This is a genomic window from Brenneria sp. L3-3C-1 (assembly GCF_016456245.1).
Lineage (GTDB): Bacteria > Pseudomonadota > Gammaproteobacteria > Enterobacterales > Enterobacteriaceae > Brenneria.
The window spans coordinates 80,725-96,818 of the sequence record NZ_JAEMHF010000008.1 but is presented as its reverse complement, the minus strand read 5'-3'; the positions used below and the strand labels follow the sequence as shown (position 1 = coordinate 96,818).

At 48.3% G+C, this 16,094-nt stretch carries 14 protein-coding genes and 3 pseudogenes; 8 read left to right on the top strand and 9 right to left on the bottom strand.

Features of this window, described 5'->3' with window-relative positions:
• Positions 1-423: 423 nt before the first annotated feature.
• From JG725_RS15290 to JG725_RS20710, 7 genes and pseudogenes are all read left to right on the top strand, one after another.
• Positions 424-1,323, top strand: a complete 900-nt coding sequence (locus JG725_RS15290; protein ID WP_150437357.1) for a LysR family transcriptional regulator — start codon at positions 424-426, stop codon at positions 1,321-1,323.
• A 147-nt stretch (positions 1,324-1,470) separates the two neighbouring features.
• The gene (locus JG725_RS15285) at positions 1,471-2,391 is read left to right on the top strand and encodes a LysR family transcriptional regulator (protein WP_150437356.1); all 921 of its coding nucleotides are present in this window, start codon (positions 1,471-1,473) and stop codon (positions 2,389-2,391) included.
• A 132-nt stretch (positions 2,392-2,523) separates the two neighbouring features.
• Positions 2,524-2,721, top strand: a complete 198-nt coding sequence (locus tag JG725_RS15280; protein ID WP_150437355.1) for a 4-oxalocrotonate tautomerase family protein — start codon at positions 2,524-2,526, stop codon at positions 2,719-2,721.
• A gap of 113 nt (positions 2,722-2,834) precedes the next feature.
• Positions 2,835-3,731 carry an NAD-dependent epimerase/dehydratase family protein gene (locus tag JG725_RS15275; protein ID WP_150437354.1) on the top strand — a complete coding sequence of 299 codons (897 nt, stop codon included), beginning with the start codon at positions 2,835-2,837 and terminating at the stop codon, positions 3,729-3,731.
• Positions 3,732-3,949: 218 nt separating this feature from the next.
• On the top strand, positions 3,950-4,648 hold the full coding sequence (locus JG725_RS15270) for a hypothetical protein (protein ID WP_199378707.1): 699 nt from the start codon (positions 3,950-3,952) through the stop codon (positions 4,646-4,648).
• A 198-nt stretch (positions 4,649-4,846) separates the two neighbouring features.
• Complete coding sequence (locus JG725_RS15265; protein ID WP_150437353.1) at positions 4,847-5,530, top strand: TetR/AcrR family transcriptional regulator; 684 nt, start codon at positions 4,847-4,849, stop codon at positions 5,528-5,530.
• A gap of 52 nt (positions 5,531-5,582) precedes the next feature.
• Positions 5,583-5,807: pseudogene (locus JG725_RS20710) on the top strand (group II intron reverse transcriptase/maturase); the annotation flags it as partial.
• Positions 5,808-5,847: 40 nt separating this feature from the next.
• Here the strand turns inward: JG725_RS20710 and JG725_RS15260 are convergent.
• The 8 genes and pseudogenes from JG725_RS15260 to JG725_RS15225 all read right to left on the bottom strand — a co-directional run.
• Positions 5,848-6,105, bottom strand: a pseudogene (locus tag JG725_RS15260) (integrase core domain-containing protein); the annotation flags it as partial.
• Between the two features lie 341 nt (positions 6,106-6,446).
• Positions 6,447-7,982, bottom strand: coding sequence for a carbohydrate porin (locus tag JG725_RS15255; protein ID WP_199378705.1), 1,536 nt, complete (start codon positions 7,980-7,982; stop codon positions 6,447-6,449).
• A 147-nt stretch (positions 7,983-8,129) separates the two neighbouring features.
• Entirely contained in the window at positions 8,130-9,158 is a 1,029-nt protein-coding gene (locus JG725_RS15250) for a Gfo/Idh/MocA family oxidoreductase (protein WP_150437351.1), read from the bottom strand.
• A gap of 4 nt (positions 9,159-9,162) precedes the next feature.
• Entirely contained in the window at positions 9,163-10,128 is a 966-nt protein-coding gene (locus tag JG725_RS15245; protein ID WP_150437350.1) for a Gfo/Idh/MocA family protein, read from the bottom strand.
• A gap of 62 nt (positions 10,129-10,190) precedes the next feature.
• Positions 10,191-11,591 carry a glycoside hydrolase family 1 protein gene (locus JG725_RS15240; RefSeq protein ID WP_150437349.1) on the bottom strand — a complete coding sequence of 467 codons (1,401 nt, stop codon included), beginning with the start codon at positions 11,589-11,591 and terminating at the stop codon, positions 10,191-10,193.
• Positions 11,592-11,616: 25 nt separating this feature from the next.
• Positions 11,617-11,925 (bottom strand): PTS lactose/cellobiose transporter subunit IIA, encoded by a 309-nt coding sequence (locus tag JG725_RS15235; protein ID WP_150437348.1) that lies wholly within the window; start codon positions 11,923-11,925, stop codon positions 11,617-11,619.
• Between the two features lie 40 nt (positions 11,926-11,965).
• Positions 11,966-13,258 (bottom strand): PTS sugar transporter subunit IIC, encoded by a 1,293-nt coding sequence (locus JG725_RS15230; RefSeq protein WP_150437347.1) that lies wholly within the window; start codon positions 13,256-13,258, stop codon positions 11,966-11,968.
• 17 nt (positions 13,259-13,275) lie between these two features.
• Positions 13,276-13,605, bottom strand: a complete 330-nt coding sequence (locus tag JG725_RS15225; RefSeq protein WP_150437346.1) for a PTS sugar transporter subunit IIB — start codon at positions 13,603-13,605, stop codon at positions 13,276-13,278.
• 456 nt (positions 13,606-14,061) lie between these two features.
• Between JG725_RS15225 and JG725_RS15220 the strand changes: the two genes are divergently transcribed.
• On the top strand, positions 14,062-14,841 hold the full coding sequence (locus JG725_RS15220; protein WP_150437345.1) for a DeoR/GlpR family DNA-binding transcription regulator: 780 nt from the start codon (positions 14,062-14,064) through the stop codon (positions 14,839-14,841).
• 282 nt (positions 14,842-15,123) lie between these two features.
• Here the strand turns inward: JG725_RS15220 and JG725_RS15215 are convergent.
• Positions 15,124-16,057 (bottom strand): annotated as a pseudogene (locus tag JG725_RS15215) (IS3 family transposase).
• Positions 16,058-16,094 lie beyond the last annotated feature (37 nt).

The following is a 16,094-nucleotide window of genomic DNA, read 5'->3' as shown; positions in this document are numbered from 1 at the left end:
GAAACGGACATAGTCAGTTAACCATTCGCACGGCTTCATGCTCATTGAGCAGTGAGTAAAAGCTCCGTCAATGCACATTACACAAATATTCGCTGTTATCGTCTTGCACCCGTTCCCCCATCGTTTCCGCGACCGAGACAACATCTGGCAGGTCAACCACGCAGACATAATCTCGTTTTCAAGATCCCCCCAGCCATATTACAACCCGATGCATAGCATCGGCTATGCCGCTGCTACGCGCTGACGCCCATTCCACCGGATGGGATACCATTACATTTGCCTCGTTAGCTACCAGCACAAGGGCGCAATGAACCTGATTTAAACAGTTTGCGTGTAATGCATTGCAAATGCCTCTTTAGGGTCGACTCTCATTATCAATATAAAGTAGTGTTATTCTTCACAAGTAAAAACAGGTTGTTTCCAATGGACCGTCTTACCAGTATGACTGTTTATGTTAAGGCAGTTGAACTCGGCTCTTTTACGGCAGCGGCCAATGCACTGACAATGTCGCCACAGCTTGTAGGAAAGCATGTTTCAGTACTTGAACAGCATTTAGGTGTTCGTCTACTGAACAGAACCACTCGTCAGCACAGCCTGACAGAAGCAGGCCACCACTTTTACGAGCGGGCAAAAATCATTCTTGCTGAAGTCGAAGCCGCCGAATCCTTCGCGGAAGAAGCCCGAATAATCCCCCGAGGTCGTCTTAAAATTAATGCGCCAGTAACGTTCGGCATCAATGCTCTAACACAAAAACTGCCACTTTTTATCAATCAGTACCCCGAAATCACCATCGAACTGACGCTGACTAACCGATATGTCGATCTGATTGATGAAGGATACGATGCCGTTTTTCGCGTAGGGGAACTGGCGGACAGCGGATTAATGGCGAGAAAGCTGGCGCCCTATACCCTTATGATCTGCGCTTCCCCTTCCTATCTTGCTTCGGCCTCCCCCTTGCATGTTCCGGAAGATTTGCTGCACCATGAATGTCTGATTTTCACGCATACGTCATTGCGAACGACGTGGACTTTTGAAGGCCGCGAGGGAAGCATATCTATCCCCGTGAGCGGCCGCCTGCTGCTGGACAGCGGCGAAGCCTTAATCAGCGCGGCGCTGGCCGGTTTTGGCGTGGTTATGCAGCCTTCCGAACTGGTTATTCCGCATATTGAGGCGGGCAGACTCAATGCCGTATTGCCCAATTATACAATCCCCCCCCGCCCTTTTCATTTGATGTATGCGCCGGATAGAAGACTAACCCCCAAACTGCGCCGTTTTCTGGCCTTCGCAACAGAACATTTCGGGCAAGAGACGGTGGACTCATGAGCTGATTAGGGATTTACGCCAGCGAGACATCCCAATGCAGCCCCGTGTCGGCGAGGGGGACGACTTCATTTGTCACTGCCCGCGGTATGCCGTTTTCGCTAGAATAAAATATCCGCTGAACTGCAAATAAAAAGGCGTATAGGTAAAATGTCTATCCCTGTCTCGACCGAATCTTTCCGTGGCATCGTCCATTTCGTCGCCGCCGCCAACGCACAAAGCTTCACTGAAGCTGCGGAACAGCTTGGCATTACAAAATCAGCCATAGGTAAAAGCATCAGCCGCCTTGAGCACAGTCTGGGAACGCCACTCTTTCACCGCACCACGCGTAAAATCAGCCTGACTACGGAAGGAGAGGCTTATCTGGCCAGTTGCCAGAGCGCGCTTGATATACTACAGTCGGCGGAAATAGCCTTGCGTTCAAAGCTCACGGAACCGTCGGGTCTGGTGCGGATTGATATGCCCGCCGCATTTGGCCGTTCCGTCATGCTGCCTGTCCTGCTGGATATGTGCCGGCGTTATCCTCATCTGAAACTCACGCTTACCTTTAATGACAGGGTTATCGATCCGTTGGATATGGGTTTCGATCTGGCGATCCGCTTCGGCCCTTTGAAAAACAGTACGGACCTGATCGCGCGGCGACTGAATGAGCAACGCCTGATTCTGTGCGCCTCTCCCACGTATCTGGCGCAGTACGGCATACCGAGTTCCCTTGACGAGTTGAAACAACAGCGCTGCATTATGGCCTGGCGCGGCGGTAAGCCGCTGAGCTGGCTGATTAAAGGCACCGATGGGCAGGATGTAAAGTTCAATCCATCGCCTTTTCACCAGATCAGCGACGGCGACGCCATGATTGAAGCCTGCGTGGCGGGGGCCGGTATCGTGCAATTCCCTGAATCCTTACTACGGCCTGATATTGAAGCAGGCAAGCTGGTTACGCTGCTGCCGGAGCTAACGCCTTCGGCCACGGAACTGAACGTCATCTGGCCCCGTTCGCGCCACCTTTTACCTGGCGTAAGATTTATCATTGATGAGTTGGTCAGCCTTTCCGCAGCGAATGCTTTCGGCTGATTGTAGAATTTACATCTACTCTGCGTGTTCTTTTCGCACCTTTATCAACTTGAAAGTTAGCACTAGGATAAAAGAGCCATCAGGATGACCTGACAAACCAGAATCGTTCCAACGCTGAAAGAGGATCAAATAATGCCCGTAGTTAACATCCAGATGTTCGAAGGCCGCGATGAGGCCAAACCTGCGATAGCCAAAGCCGTCACCGACGCCATTGCCGAACATGCCAATGTCGATCCGCGGTATGTATACGTTATTTTTAACGACGTGAAGACCGAGAACTGGGCCATTTCCGGTGAATTGTTTTCCGAGACGCTGAAAAAATCAGGCTGAGGATTGTTTATATCCTATCCCTTCTTGTGTCTATATCAGGCCGTTGTTCAACCGTGAACAACGGTTCTGACCCATGCGGCGTTATATAATTACCGATGAAAAGGAGGCCCGAAATGAAGATTTTCATCACCGGTTCAACAGGATACATTGGCGGCTCGCTGTCAGTATATTTACGCAGCGCCGGACACCGCATCCGAGGGCTGGTCCGTAATCCAGATAAGGCCGGACTGCTGACGGCCAGAGGGATCGAACCCATTCTCGGCGACCTGAACGACAGGGAGTTGCTCACCCGCGAGGCACAGCAGGCCGATGCCGTCATCAATGCCGCCAACAGCGATGACCGGAATACCGTGGAAACCTTATTGACAGCGCTTCGCAGCAGCGGCAAGCCGCTCATCCATACCAGCGGAACCAGCGTTATCGCCGATATGAGTGATGGCAATAAAGTCAACGACACCAGCTTTGATGAGAACAGCGCGCTGCTGATAACGCCGGAAAAACAGGCACGCAGGGCGATTGATGAAAAAATACTGGCAGCACAGGGAATACGCGGCATAGTTCTGTGCAACAGCCTCATCTATGGGGAGGGAAAGCTCCCAGGCACCCGCAGCGTACAGATCCCGCTGCTCATTAATCAGGCTAGGGAGAGCGGCGTAATGCGCATCGTTGGAAAAGGCGTGAATATCTGGTCGAACGTCCATATAGATGATCTTTGCGAACTTTACCGGCTGGCGTTGAAAAATGCGTCATCAGGCGCATTCTATTTTGTCGAGAATGGAGAATCATCCTTTGCTGAATTAGGGACGACGCTGGCGAAACGTCTCGGCGTCCAAGGGCCGGAAAGCTGGTCGATTGAACAGGCTGCACAGGTATGGGGTCAAACCCGGGCCCGCTACTCATTAGGTTCCAACAGCAGGGTCAGATCGGTGCGCGCCCGCGAGGAACTAGGCTGGAAACCGCGACATAACTCCGTTATCCAATGGATCCTGACCGAAATGGCTATCGAATAGCAACCCGTTGCCCGGCGAAAGAACGAAGAGACAGGGAGCCCCGGTTCAACCCCATTAGTTCATCCCCTACAAAACGTTTGCAGAGTCCAATCCAAATGACGCTTTATCTGCCGGAGCACCGCTGGTTATCATCACATGGAATCCATTGTTTTATATCGAATTAGCAATTGATGTCATACCATTAGCTTAGGCAATTAAATTAGCATACCGGAGAATTTATGAGTCTGATACGCACCTTACCTTTTTCTCTCGGCTTGTTCTGCGCCGCTGAATTTTTTTCCGCCGGCGCCGCGGCCAGCCTTGCCGTCGGGAGCTTCACGCTTTCCGGTGTATCACTTGAACAAAGCGCGTTCAAAGGCGAGCCGGCGTTTAAAATGACCATGCCTTCTTCGGCGATACAGGATCCAGAAAAGGAAAAACTGGCCGACCGAAATTTTATGGCATGGTTGCCGCTTGATTTTGGCGACGGTGTGGTGGAAGTCGATGTTGCTAGTCAACTAGTGGAAAAGGCTCCGGCCTACGCCAGAGGGTTCATCGGTTTGACTTTCCGCATTGACAGCGACGGACGCTTTGAAAGTATTTATCTGCGCCCCACGAACAGCATTGCGGAGGATCAGGTTCGGCGCAATCACAGCGTTCAGTATGTCGCTTACCCTGATTACAAATTTGACAGACTCAGACAAGAATCGCCGGAAAAGTATGAAAGCTATGCCGAGCTGGGCATGGAGCGCTGGATACACATGAAAATTGTCGTAACCGGACAGAAGGCAGTACTCTATCTGGACAGAAAAACGACACCGTCATTAATCGTCAACGATTTGAAACTGGGCGCAAACCAGCGAGGCGGAGTTGGTGTCTGGCTAGAATCAGGCACAGTTGCTTTTTTCCGCAATTTAACAGTAACAGCTGCAAAGTGAAGCAGATAAAATGCATTACAGACACAAGAGATATTACATTAAAAACATGATTTAAAGTCAATATATAAACAACATCAGCGACTTAACTGATTGATCGTATGATCGACAGTAATGTAGCTTGACAACACCGAAACGATACTACATCGTTTCGGTGTTATACTTTTATTAATCTGCGATAAGAAATTCGATGGAGCATTAATGCCCAGAAGCAAAACAGAAAACATTCGCAACGCCTTCTTAACTGCAGCAAGAGATGTCTTTCTTGAAGTCGGTTTTGCAAACGCGACAATGGACGCAATAGCAGCAAGCTCTGGTAGCGCAAAATCGACGCTATACCGCTATTTTGACTCGAAAGAGTCGTTGTTTTCTGCATTGATAACCAAGGCATCGCAAGAACATGATGGCGAAATAATCAATTTTTTGTACCGTAGCGGACATGATCCTCAATTTAGTGCCCCTTCAGGGAACGCTATAGATTCGCTGAATTTTCCCGATCATGAAGAAGACTGCCAATACGCACTAATCAAATTTGGACAGTACATCCTTACCAGTTTTCATACGCCGCAGTCACTTGCCGTGCGGCGGATGATGATTGCTGCCTCAACAAACCCTGATGTGGGCCGGTTATTTTACCAGCAAGGTTCCGCGCGGGTAGTTTACCATCTTGAACAATATTTCAACCCATTGATTGAGAAAGGCTATTTCCACAGTTCGGATCCCCATGTTGCCGCCTGTCATTATTTTGGCTTACTGGAATCTGAGATAAATGAAGCAGGCTTATACAATGTGACTGTTCAGCTAAGCGAAAGACAAATATCGGATATTGTTTCACGCGCGGTAGAAGTCTTCATGCGTGCTTATGTGCACAAATTTCCTGAGTAAAAGATTTAGCTCTCCCACATCAAGTTATTCAAAAAACAATCACCACTGTAGCCCCAAATTACGGGACCGTATTGTTCAGGGGCAATGCTGGTAGCAATCGATCCATCGGGGAGAGCGATTTTAATACGCGCTCATATGGCTTCCGTCCGGAACTTAGTGTCCACCAGCGATCCGCACGCTAGAATTACAACTCACATTCTGCAGAGAAACGCGGGGATACAGGGTTATTGAGGGAGACCTGCCCCATTACTTCGATACTGTGCATCATCGATTACTGAACCGCCCCGGTTTTCCGGGAGAGTGTTTTGTCTGTGAACTCAGGTGACCAGATCACCGTTTCCGATGGAAGCGTAGTATGCCTGTTCTGCTTCTGCCGGCGGAATATGACCCAGTCGCTCCAGTAATCGTCTGTTGTTATACCAGTCCCCCCACGCTAGCGTGGCTAACTCCACTTTGGCGCGGTTTTTCCAGCTCTTACGATAGATCACCTCCGCTTTATAAAGTCCGTTGATGCGTTCTGCCATCGCGTTGTCGTATGAGTCGCCCGTGCTTCCGGTCGATGCCAGAAGTTCTGCTTTATATACAGACTCCTGGATATCGTTCGCACCACCATCATGGACGAGTGTACGATTCGCTATATTTCTCTCAACAGGTCAGAAGATGCAGTACCACATACTGCAGATACATCAGTCCCCACCGATTTCGTATTGAGGCTGATTATCCTCCCAGATGTACTACTTTACAGCTATTCTGCAATCAAAAGGAATGAATCTGGCTGGTCATCCCCGTAAATACCCGATGACATACGTAACCACATGAGAAGTGACTGCTCCCCGCCGTATACGGCGGGGAGCAGTCACTATTTTTACAAGCAATTGAGATTAACGGCACTCAGTCATCGGCAAACAGCGATGATTTACCACCACACCTCTGCCTGAGCACCAACGGTAAACTGATCTTTTTTATCGTCGTTAAAGGTGAATTGAGTTATCTCGTTATCAAAAGACTTCAGATAAGTAGCAAAGAAACGAATTTCCGGGCGCGAGGTTAACATGCTGGGGCCCACCTTCAGGGTGTGGAACAGCGTCATTTTCAGTCCCGACTCACGATAGCTCTCCCCGTCTGCTTTGTTGCGCTGATCGAACCACCCCAGCTCAACTCCTGTCTGGTTAAAGGTGTCCCAGATATAGGCTGGACGCATCACCGCGCGGGTAGAGTGGAAGTCGGTGTGAGCACCTGTGTAATAGTCATAGATGTCATTGCCTGCGGCATACACGAGGGCATGTGCGATGACAACATTCGGCAACAGGTAGTTTTCCCCTTCCGAGAGCACGCGCCAGGCCGTGCCGTTCGTGTGTTCACCATAATACTGACCATTGTAGCCATAGAGAGCGCTGGAATCGGTTACCAGCCCCATGCCACTGGCAATGGAGTTGTTCGCCATTTGAGCGGTCAAATAGGTAAAACCGCCGTTTTGCCAGTTTTGTGTTAGCCTTGCCCCAGTGTGCCAGGCATCTTTCACGCTGTAGTAAGTCCCATTATTTTCATCGCGCTTATTCTGGTCTGTCTTGTTGGCGGCAGAATAGCGACCAAAGAGATCCAGAGTGGCTTTATTCCATAATGGCATCCCGGTGTAACGGGCATCGACAGTATTGGTATTGATCTGCTGGGTCTGATCCATGCTACTGTCGATGGCATGCGCATCCAGATCTTCTCTCACCAGTGCGACATTAACCTTACCCGGCCCCAGTTGCCAGTTTTCCAGCCCAATACCGGCGGCGGAGTCTGACTTGTGGTATTTGAAGTCAAGCATCTGGATTTCAAATTTCGGCAGCGTATGTTTACCGACCCAAAAATCCGCCTCCGGCGCGAAAGGCAGAAAACCTCGCGTGGTCAGATAGATATCGGAAAATTGCAGCAGGTTATCGGAGGTACGGTCAAACCAGCCAGCACTGTATTGTCCGCCGACGTTGCCATCCAGCATCACCACCGCTTTAGCCGTTTTAATACCGTCATGATAAACGCGCTGCGAAAGTTCAAGGTCATACCAGGAGCTGTTTTCCTGACCGAAGCGCCCCAGTGAGCCAATAGCATAGGATTTCGCCGCCCCCCGGTTACCGGCCGCATAGCCAGAGCGGAAATAACCTGAGTAATTAAAACCGATATCCTCTTTCACATATTTACTTATGTCTGCTAAAGTCATCGAGGCAACATCAGAGGTTATAACCGAAACAGACTTTGTTTCATTTCTCGCCGTAGTGGGCAGGTTAGCCGATTCGTATTTTTTTAACTGTGCTTTGGTCGCATCCAATTCCTTCATATTAGAGGAGAGCTGATTTTCGAGGATAGCCACACGTTCTTCAAGCGTCAGCGGTGCGGCATAAAGCGCATTCGCCACAAATAAAGAAGAGGCACTTAATGTAAAGAGGTAGAGCACGGGTTTAATGTTCATATTAATCCTATAATGAAAAACTTATTTAGTTATTGTTTACAGGCGTAATGGGCGCACAGGTGATATAACCTATGATGGTCAGTCTTATTATAAAAAAGGGTTGTACCGCTAAAAGTTCACAATACAACCAGATGGAACAAACAAGGGTTAATTCAAACCTGAAATCCCTGTTTCCAGTAATTTAATTTGCAGCAAAGTTTCATCATCTTTCACTAATTTTTCTTTGCCGTTAATAAGGGTTTCATAAAGCGCGTCATAATAGCGGGCATAATCGCCCTGCTCTGTGACCACTTTTTCTTCATGATAGACACCAGTATTATCCATCCAGGTCAGCACGCCGTAATCTTCAGGAGCATCTTGCCCAAAGTCGACGTTATCGGGCATATAAAAGAGCTTGAGATGATGCTCCTGCTTATCTTTGCTGTACTTGATAAACATCCCTTTTTTTCCGTATGCCACAAAGCTCGGGCGCTCTTTGACACGGAAGTAGCTCGATTTCACTGAGACCTTCAACGTGCCGTAGTACATATCCACATCGAAATAGTCATTCATACGCCCGTCGCCCAGCAGTTGGCGAACATCGTAACGGACGTGATCCGGTACACCAAAGTACGAAATCACCTGGTCGAGGGTGTGACAGCCGTGACCATACAGATATGAGTTAATCGCACTAAACTCTTTAACCGATTCAGGAACAGACGGACGGTAATAGTCATAATGCATTTCTACTTCGAGTAAATCCCCTAGCTTGCCGGATTCAATGACTTTTTGGGTGGTCAGAAAATCACTGTCAAAACGGCGATTCTGATAACACTGCACCATTAATCCTTTCTCTTTCGCCACGTTAAATAAGGTTTGCGCCTCTTCCTCAGTATGAGTAAAGGGTTTTTCAACAACGCAGTGCTTTCCGGCCTGTAATACCTTCAAGGCAAAGTCATAATGCAGTGCAGACGGCGTACTGACCACCACTACCTGTATTTCCGGGTCGCCCAGCAGCACATCCAGATTATCGGTGTACGTCACACCCGGTAATTGGGGCCATCTGTCCCGACTTGCGGTGGCAGAATAAATGGTTTTGGTGAGGATTTTATCCGCACGCGAAAGAATAAACGGCAGATGATAACGGTTAGCGCTTTTGCCATTGCCGATAAAGCCAAGAATTAATTTCGTTGTCACTGTTTCACTCCACAATCAGTTGTTTTTTACCACTTTCAATCATCCGCGTTGCAATGGTGCTTACATCAAGTAGGCGTGCAGCAGCTTGATAATCCAGTGTGTCGATAATGCAAATAAAGGTCTGGAATTCATAAAGCAGGCGATGTTCACGACGATTAAAAGTAAACTGCGCGCGATCACCGTTATTCAATACCATATCAAAACCTGTCATTTGGTTAACCGGCAGGGGTATTTGCACATTACCTTTATCTCCCTGAATTAGGGAGGTGGTCGGGGCTTTACAGTCTTTTGCGGCAATGCAGACACATTTAAAGTCGCCGTAATCGAGCAACATCATGCCGCTGGTATCAATGTTGTTATGCACGTTGGCAACGTAATTGACCGCCTTCGGCTCACCAAACAGTCCGGCGACGAAATGAAGGTTATAGACATTGATGTCCATCAACGCCCCGCCCCCCTTTCTGACATCAAAGGCCGGGTGGACAATGCCTGCCATAAAATCATCGTAACGCGAGGAGTACTGGCTGTAATTCAGCGTCACCAGTTTAATGTTGCCGATACTAGCCAGCTGCGACTGAAGTGATAAATAGGCCGGCAGAGAATGGATATTCATCGCTTCCAGCATGATGACATTGTGCTCTGTGGCCAGCCCCTTCAGAGTACTAAGCTCATCCATACTGGTGGTGATGGGCTTTTCGATAATGACGTGTTTACCTTTTTGCAGCGCCTTGCTGGCAAACAGGAAATGCAAATGGTTCGGCAACGCCACATAAATCGTGTCGACATCGCTGTCCAACATGGCCTGGTAATCAAAAAAAATGTCGTCAATCTGGTAGCGTGTCGCCAGCTCACGTGTTTCATCTTCCGTTTGCGGCGTACCTAAAATCGCAAGAGCCCTAAAGGGCAGCTTGTGGACCGTCAAGAGCCAATCTTTGACGATCATGCCCGTGCCAAGAATGCCTAATTTCATCTACCACCTCGTTGTGTCCCCCGCAGAAGTGCAGTTGGATTAGTAAAATCAAATCTGCTTGCTTAAAGCTCAACACCGTTGGAATGGATAACGTTCTGGTACCAGTAAAAGGATTTTTTCTTGTAGCGCGCCAATGAGCCCTTCCCGTCGTCATCGCGATCGACGTAAATAAACCCGTAGCGCTTGGATAGTTGAGCTGTAGAGGCACTGACCAGATCGATGCAGCCCCAGGTGGTGTAGCCCATGACCGGTACACCATCGAGAATGGCCTCATGGACCTGCTCCAGGTGTTCACGCAAATACTGGATGCGATAGTCGTCATTGACCGTGGGTTCGCCCGCACTGTCAGTTATCAACACATCCTTCGCCCCCAGGCCGTTCTCCACAATAAACAGCGGGATCTGATAGCGGTCATAGTATTTGTTTAAGATGTAGCGCAGCCCCTGCGGATCAATCTGCCAGCCCCACTCACTGGCGGCTAAGTGCGGATTTTTAACACCGCCAATTAAATTCCCTGTAGCTCCATCGACACCGGTCTGCACGGTTTCGCAGGTACTGAAGTAATAACTGAAAGACAGAAAATCGACCGTGTGAGTCAAGATCTGAATATCGTCTTCTTCAATCTGAAGATGAATACCCTGCTCACGGAAATAGCGCTTCATATAGCCGGGGTAATAACCGCGCACGTGCACATCGGCAAAGAAATCATTGCGGTGGTCGGCGTGCATACAGGCCATCACATCATCGGGATTTGGGGTCAGCGGGTAAATGGGCAGACTTAAAACCATGCATCCAAATTTTGCCTGCGGCATGATTTCCCGGCCAATCTTCGTCGCAAGTGCGCTTGCCACTAATTCGTGGTGCACCGCCTGATATAAATCTTGCTGACTCAGCTCATTCTTAGGCGTTTCGATGCCTCCACTCATCAGGGGGTGATGTAACACCGAGTTAATTTCATTAAAGGTGAGCCAGTATTTCACCTTGTGCTGATAGCGGGTAAACACCGTGGTGACATAGCGGGCATAAAAACTGATCAGCACCCGGTTCGCCCAGCCGTTATATTCCCTGGTCAGATGCAGCGGTGTTTCATAATGCGAAAGAGTTACCAATGGCTCAATGCCGTATTTATGGCACTCGTCAAAAAGGGCGTCATAAAACGCAAGTCCCGCTTCATTGGGGTGCGGTTCATCACCATTGGGAAAGATACGCGACCAGGCAATTGAGGTGCGAAAAATCTTAAACCCCATTTCGGCAAAGAGTTTAATGTCTTCTTTATAACGATGATAAAAATCGATCCCTGTAAGCTTCAGGTTATCTTCCGTCGGCTGTGCCGTCATCGGTCCCATCACCCCTTGAGGGGTGACATCCTGGATACTCGGCCCTTTGCCGTCAATGTTCCAGGCCCCTTCACATTGGTTGGCCGCAACCGCGCCGCCCCACAAGAAACCACTTGGAAATGTCATGTTTTACTCCAGTAAGAAGAAAGGGTTAACGCTGTAACTGACGCTGGACGTCAATGATTTCCTCAATCAGCTCACGTGCCAACATGGAGGTCATGATGTGATCCTGCGCATGGACCAGCACCAGATTGACCTGCACCTTGCCGCACCCTTCGTCCAGACCAATCAACATGGTCTGAACATCGTGCGCACGTTTTGAGGCTTGCGCTGAGGCAGAAAGTTTCGCCGCTACCTGCTCCCACTCGCCACGTTTGGCGGCACGCAGAGCCTCCATCGCATAGCTGCGCGATTCCCCTGCATTGATGATCAATTCCATTACCGTTGATTCCATATCCATGTTCTGTCTCCACTCAATATAAGAAGGCGGGAGGAACGGCTTATGCCGTTGCCACTTCCTGATCTTGTTCCTGCTCAAGAAGCTGCTTTTCGTAAATTTTGAAGAAAGGCAGGTAGATAAATATGTCGATAACAATCAACGCCACAACTAACAGTGTGTTGTTCATGACCCAACCAGCCCCCCATGCTGCGCCAACCGGAGCGGGCGTGGTCCAGGGAACTAGCGAGATCACTTTGGCAATAAGGCCGCTGGTGGTGGCAAACCAGGCGATGACGGCGTTCACCACCGGGGCGATAATGAAGGGGATAAAGAGCACGGGGTTCATCACCACCGGGCTCCCAAAGATGACCGGTTCGTTGATGTTGAAGCAGACCGGCACCACCGACAGCTTACCAATAGCACGAAGGTGCACCGCTTTACTGCGCATGTAGAGAAGAACCAGCGCCAGGGTGGCACCTGAGCCACCGAGATTGATGAAGAAAGCCCAGAATGCTTCAGCGAAAATGTGCGGAATAGGCAAACCGTTGGCTAGCGCCGTCTGGTTCAGTCCGAGGTTGATCAGATAGAACGGTTGCAGAATGCCGACGACAATCGCCCCACCGTTGATGCCTGAGAACCACAATACCTGGCAGAGTAAGACCGCAATCAGAACCGCCGGTAGGGAGTCCGCCGCCGAAATCAGCGGGGTGAAGGCAGTCATGATGATCTCCGGCAACAGCATGCCAAACTGATGCTGTAGCACCACGTTCAACGGATAAATCGTGCAAATAATAACAATCGCCGGGATTAGCAGATTAAAGGAGTGGCGAATTTTATCCGGCACCTGTTCTGGCAACTTAATACCGATGTTATATACCTTCAGGATGCGGACCAGTTCGACGCAGAATACTCCCACCAGAATCGCGGTAAAAATCCCCGATCCGCCGAGGAAGGCCGCGGGGAGTGAACCCTCTTTATAGGGCGACGAGATCAGGAGAAAGGTCATCAGGGAGAGCATTGCGCAGGAAAAAGTATCCTGCTTGTAGGTTTGCGCCAGGTTATAAGCTATCCCCGCACTGATATAGCAGGCCATGATCCCCATCGTCATGTGGTAGGGGGTCATGATTTCGTTAAAATACTCTTGGGCAACGGATAACCACAGCTTACCAATAAAGAACGAGGTATCCGGCGAAAAAGGCGGAAAAGCAAAAATAAGTAAAAAAGAGCCAACGATCATAAAGGGCATAGCGCCAATAAAACCATCGCGCACCGCCATTATATGGCGTTGTGTTCCGGCGATAGCGGCAACGGGCGTGATTTTATTTTCAATAAAATTAAAAAATGCGTTCGACATAATAATACCCTGTAAAATTATTGCACTGGGTTGGTTTTAGCGTCGCGGATCAGTTTCAGTGCATCATCAAGGATTTTTTCGCCTTTGAGCATGCCGTAATCCATATTGCTGATAATGGCGATAGGTTTACCTTCACGCTGCGCAATGATTTTAAATTCCTCAAACTTATATTTAATTTGTGGTCCTAACAGACAACAATCAAAATGTGGAATGGTCGATTCAAATTCTTCCATCGCCACGGCAATAATTTCCGCCTCAATACCTTTAGAACTGGCAACTTGTTTCATTTTATTTACGACGATACTTGTCGACATACCAGCCGCACAACACAGGAAAATTTTGTTCATCGTTCAGCCCTCTTTTTATAGAAAGATAAGTAAGTGACAAAGGCGATCTATTTCAACCACGACACATTAGATGAACCGGTGGGATTCCCCTGTACACCAGAGTATCTGGTAAATCGTGTATGTCCTCTCGGGTTACATGCATCTGTATGACATTTGCATACTGGCAGCACGGACAAGGGGATTCCGTGATAAGATACGCAAAAAAGATGGAGCGCTTACAATTCATTACTTATTTGTGATAAAAATCACATAAAATTAAGTATTCACTTAATTTATTTCGCAATAAGTTGTTTTTTAACTATACACAGGTGCATTGTTAAGTGTTTTTAAGCGAATGAATGGAAGGCTACATTGAGAACACAAGTATCCGGCCTACCAATCGTCCATGTACGCAGACAACGTTATCAGATAATATCAATCGGCTATCCTTACATATAAAAAGAATGGAATATGTTAATGACACAAGAAGAACGGTTAATCGAGTTAGAAGAGCTAATCAAAATGCAGGGAAAAGTGACTCTTGATTACATCTGCCAGCAATATAATATTTCGTCTGATTCCGCTCGCCGGGATTTAGTTAAACTTGCTCAACTCCCGCATATTATGCGCATCCGTGGCGGCGCTATTCTGGCAGAAAAACGTGTTGAATACCCTTATGTTAAACGTACACAGTGTAGCCCTGAAAAAGCACTACTTTCAGCTTGGGCTGCAAAAAACATTAATGATAAAGATATCATTTTCATTGATGCCGGCACCACATCTGTGGCCCTTGCTCGCCAATTACCCTCATCGGTATGTGTTATTACAAACTCTATTGAAGTACTAAGTGAGATTATTGGAAAAAAAGGGATCAGCATATCCATATTGGGAGGGGGATTTGATGATTACTCTCATGCTATATTAGGCAATACAACCATAGAGCAAATTAAAAGATACCATGCTGACAAAGCTTTTATTGGCGTCAGCGCATTATCTGAAGCAGGAATAACAACAGATACGGAACTTGATGCACTGCAAAAAGTAGCCATGGCGAAACAGTCAAAAAAGGTTATCTGCATTACCTCATTTAGCAAATTCAACACTCAACTGATGTATCAGTCATGCACCTGGTCGGACATTGACCATATTATTACAGATAAACTCCCCCCACAAAACATACTAAAACTTATTGAAGCGAATGATGTGGAACTGATTGTGGTGAACGAGAAAACTGTTGACATAGATAAGTATAACTGAAACTCCCTAAATTTTTTGAGCAACCCAATTCAAAAAATCCGGATAATAATTGTTACACTGAATGTCTCTACAATAAACGTGAGCATTTCTGATTGTGACTTTTTTAATTCAGCTTATATTCCTTTTTAAGGAATATAAGCCAGTGGCATAGGGCTTGCATTTCACAATTCATGAATGATGTCTAGCTCAATATCATGTTTTAAAAAAATCACTAAAATTATCGTATGCAGGATTGGTTACTGAATCACCCCGGTTTTCCGGGAGAGTATTTTGTCTTTGAACTCAGGCTGCCAGATCACCGTTTCCGATGGAAGCGTAATATGCCTGTTCTGCTTCTGCCTGCGTGATATGACCCAGTCGTTCCAGTAATCGTCTGTTGTTATACCAGTCCACCCACGCCAGCGTGGCTAACTCCACTTTGGCGCGGTTTTTCCAGCTCTTACGATAGATCACCTCCGCTTTATAAAGTCCGTTGATGCTTTCTGCCATCGCGTTGTCGTATGAGTCACCCGTGCTGCTGGTCGATACCAGAAATTCTGCATACTTAAACCGATGCGTGTACGCCAGCGACACATGCTGGGAGCCTTTATCACTGTGATGGATAGTGCCACCGCAGGGGCATCTGAACCACAACACCTGCGCCAGGGCGTCCAGCACGAACGTCGTTTCCATCGACGACGAACCCCATACTACCGGCGAACACGTCGATAATGAAGGCCACGTATGCAAAGCTCTGCCGGGTGCACATGTAGGTAAAATCAGCCACCCACACCTACTCCGGCCGTTCTACCACGAACTGGCAGTTCACCCGGTCACCTGCGGCAACGTCTTTCCGGCTAACCATGGTGCGCACTTTTTTACCCCGGCGCACACCAGCAAGCTCTATGACCTTCATCAGCCTAGTGATCGTGCATCTGGCCACGCTGATACCCTCCTGACGCAACTGGCGCCAAACTTTGCGTACTCCATATACACTGTGGTTTTCATCGTACACCCGCCGTATATCCACCTTCAGTCGCTCATCGCGCTAGTGACGCAGGCTGCGTTTCTCCAGATGATGGCGAATCCAGGTGCGGAGCATCTCCGGCGAGCAGCCAATCTTTGGGGCAATGGAGTTGAAGGCTGCCCATAATTAATGGTATTCGCTCTGACTTTCCAGAACCATACGGACGGCCCGCTGACGGACCTCAGGGGAAAAACGCATATTTTTGGTCATCCTGTTTACCTCTCTCAAAAAGTTTAGTCTCCAGGAT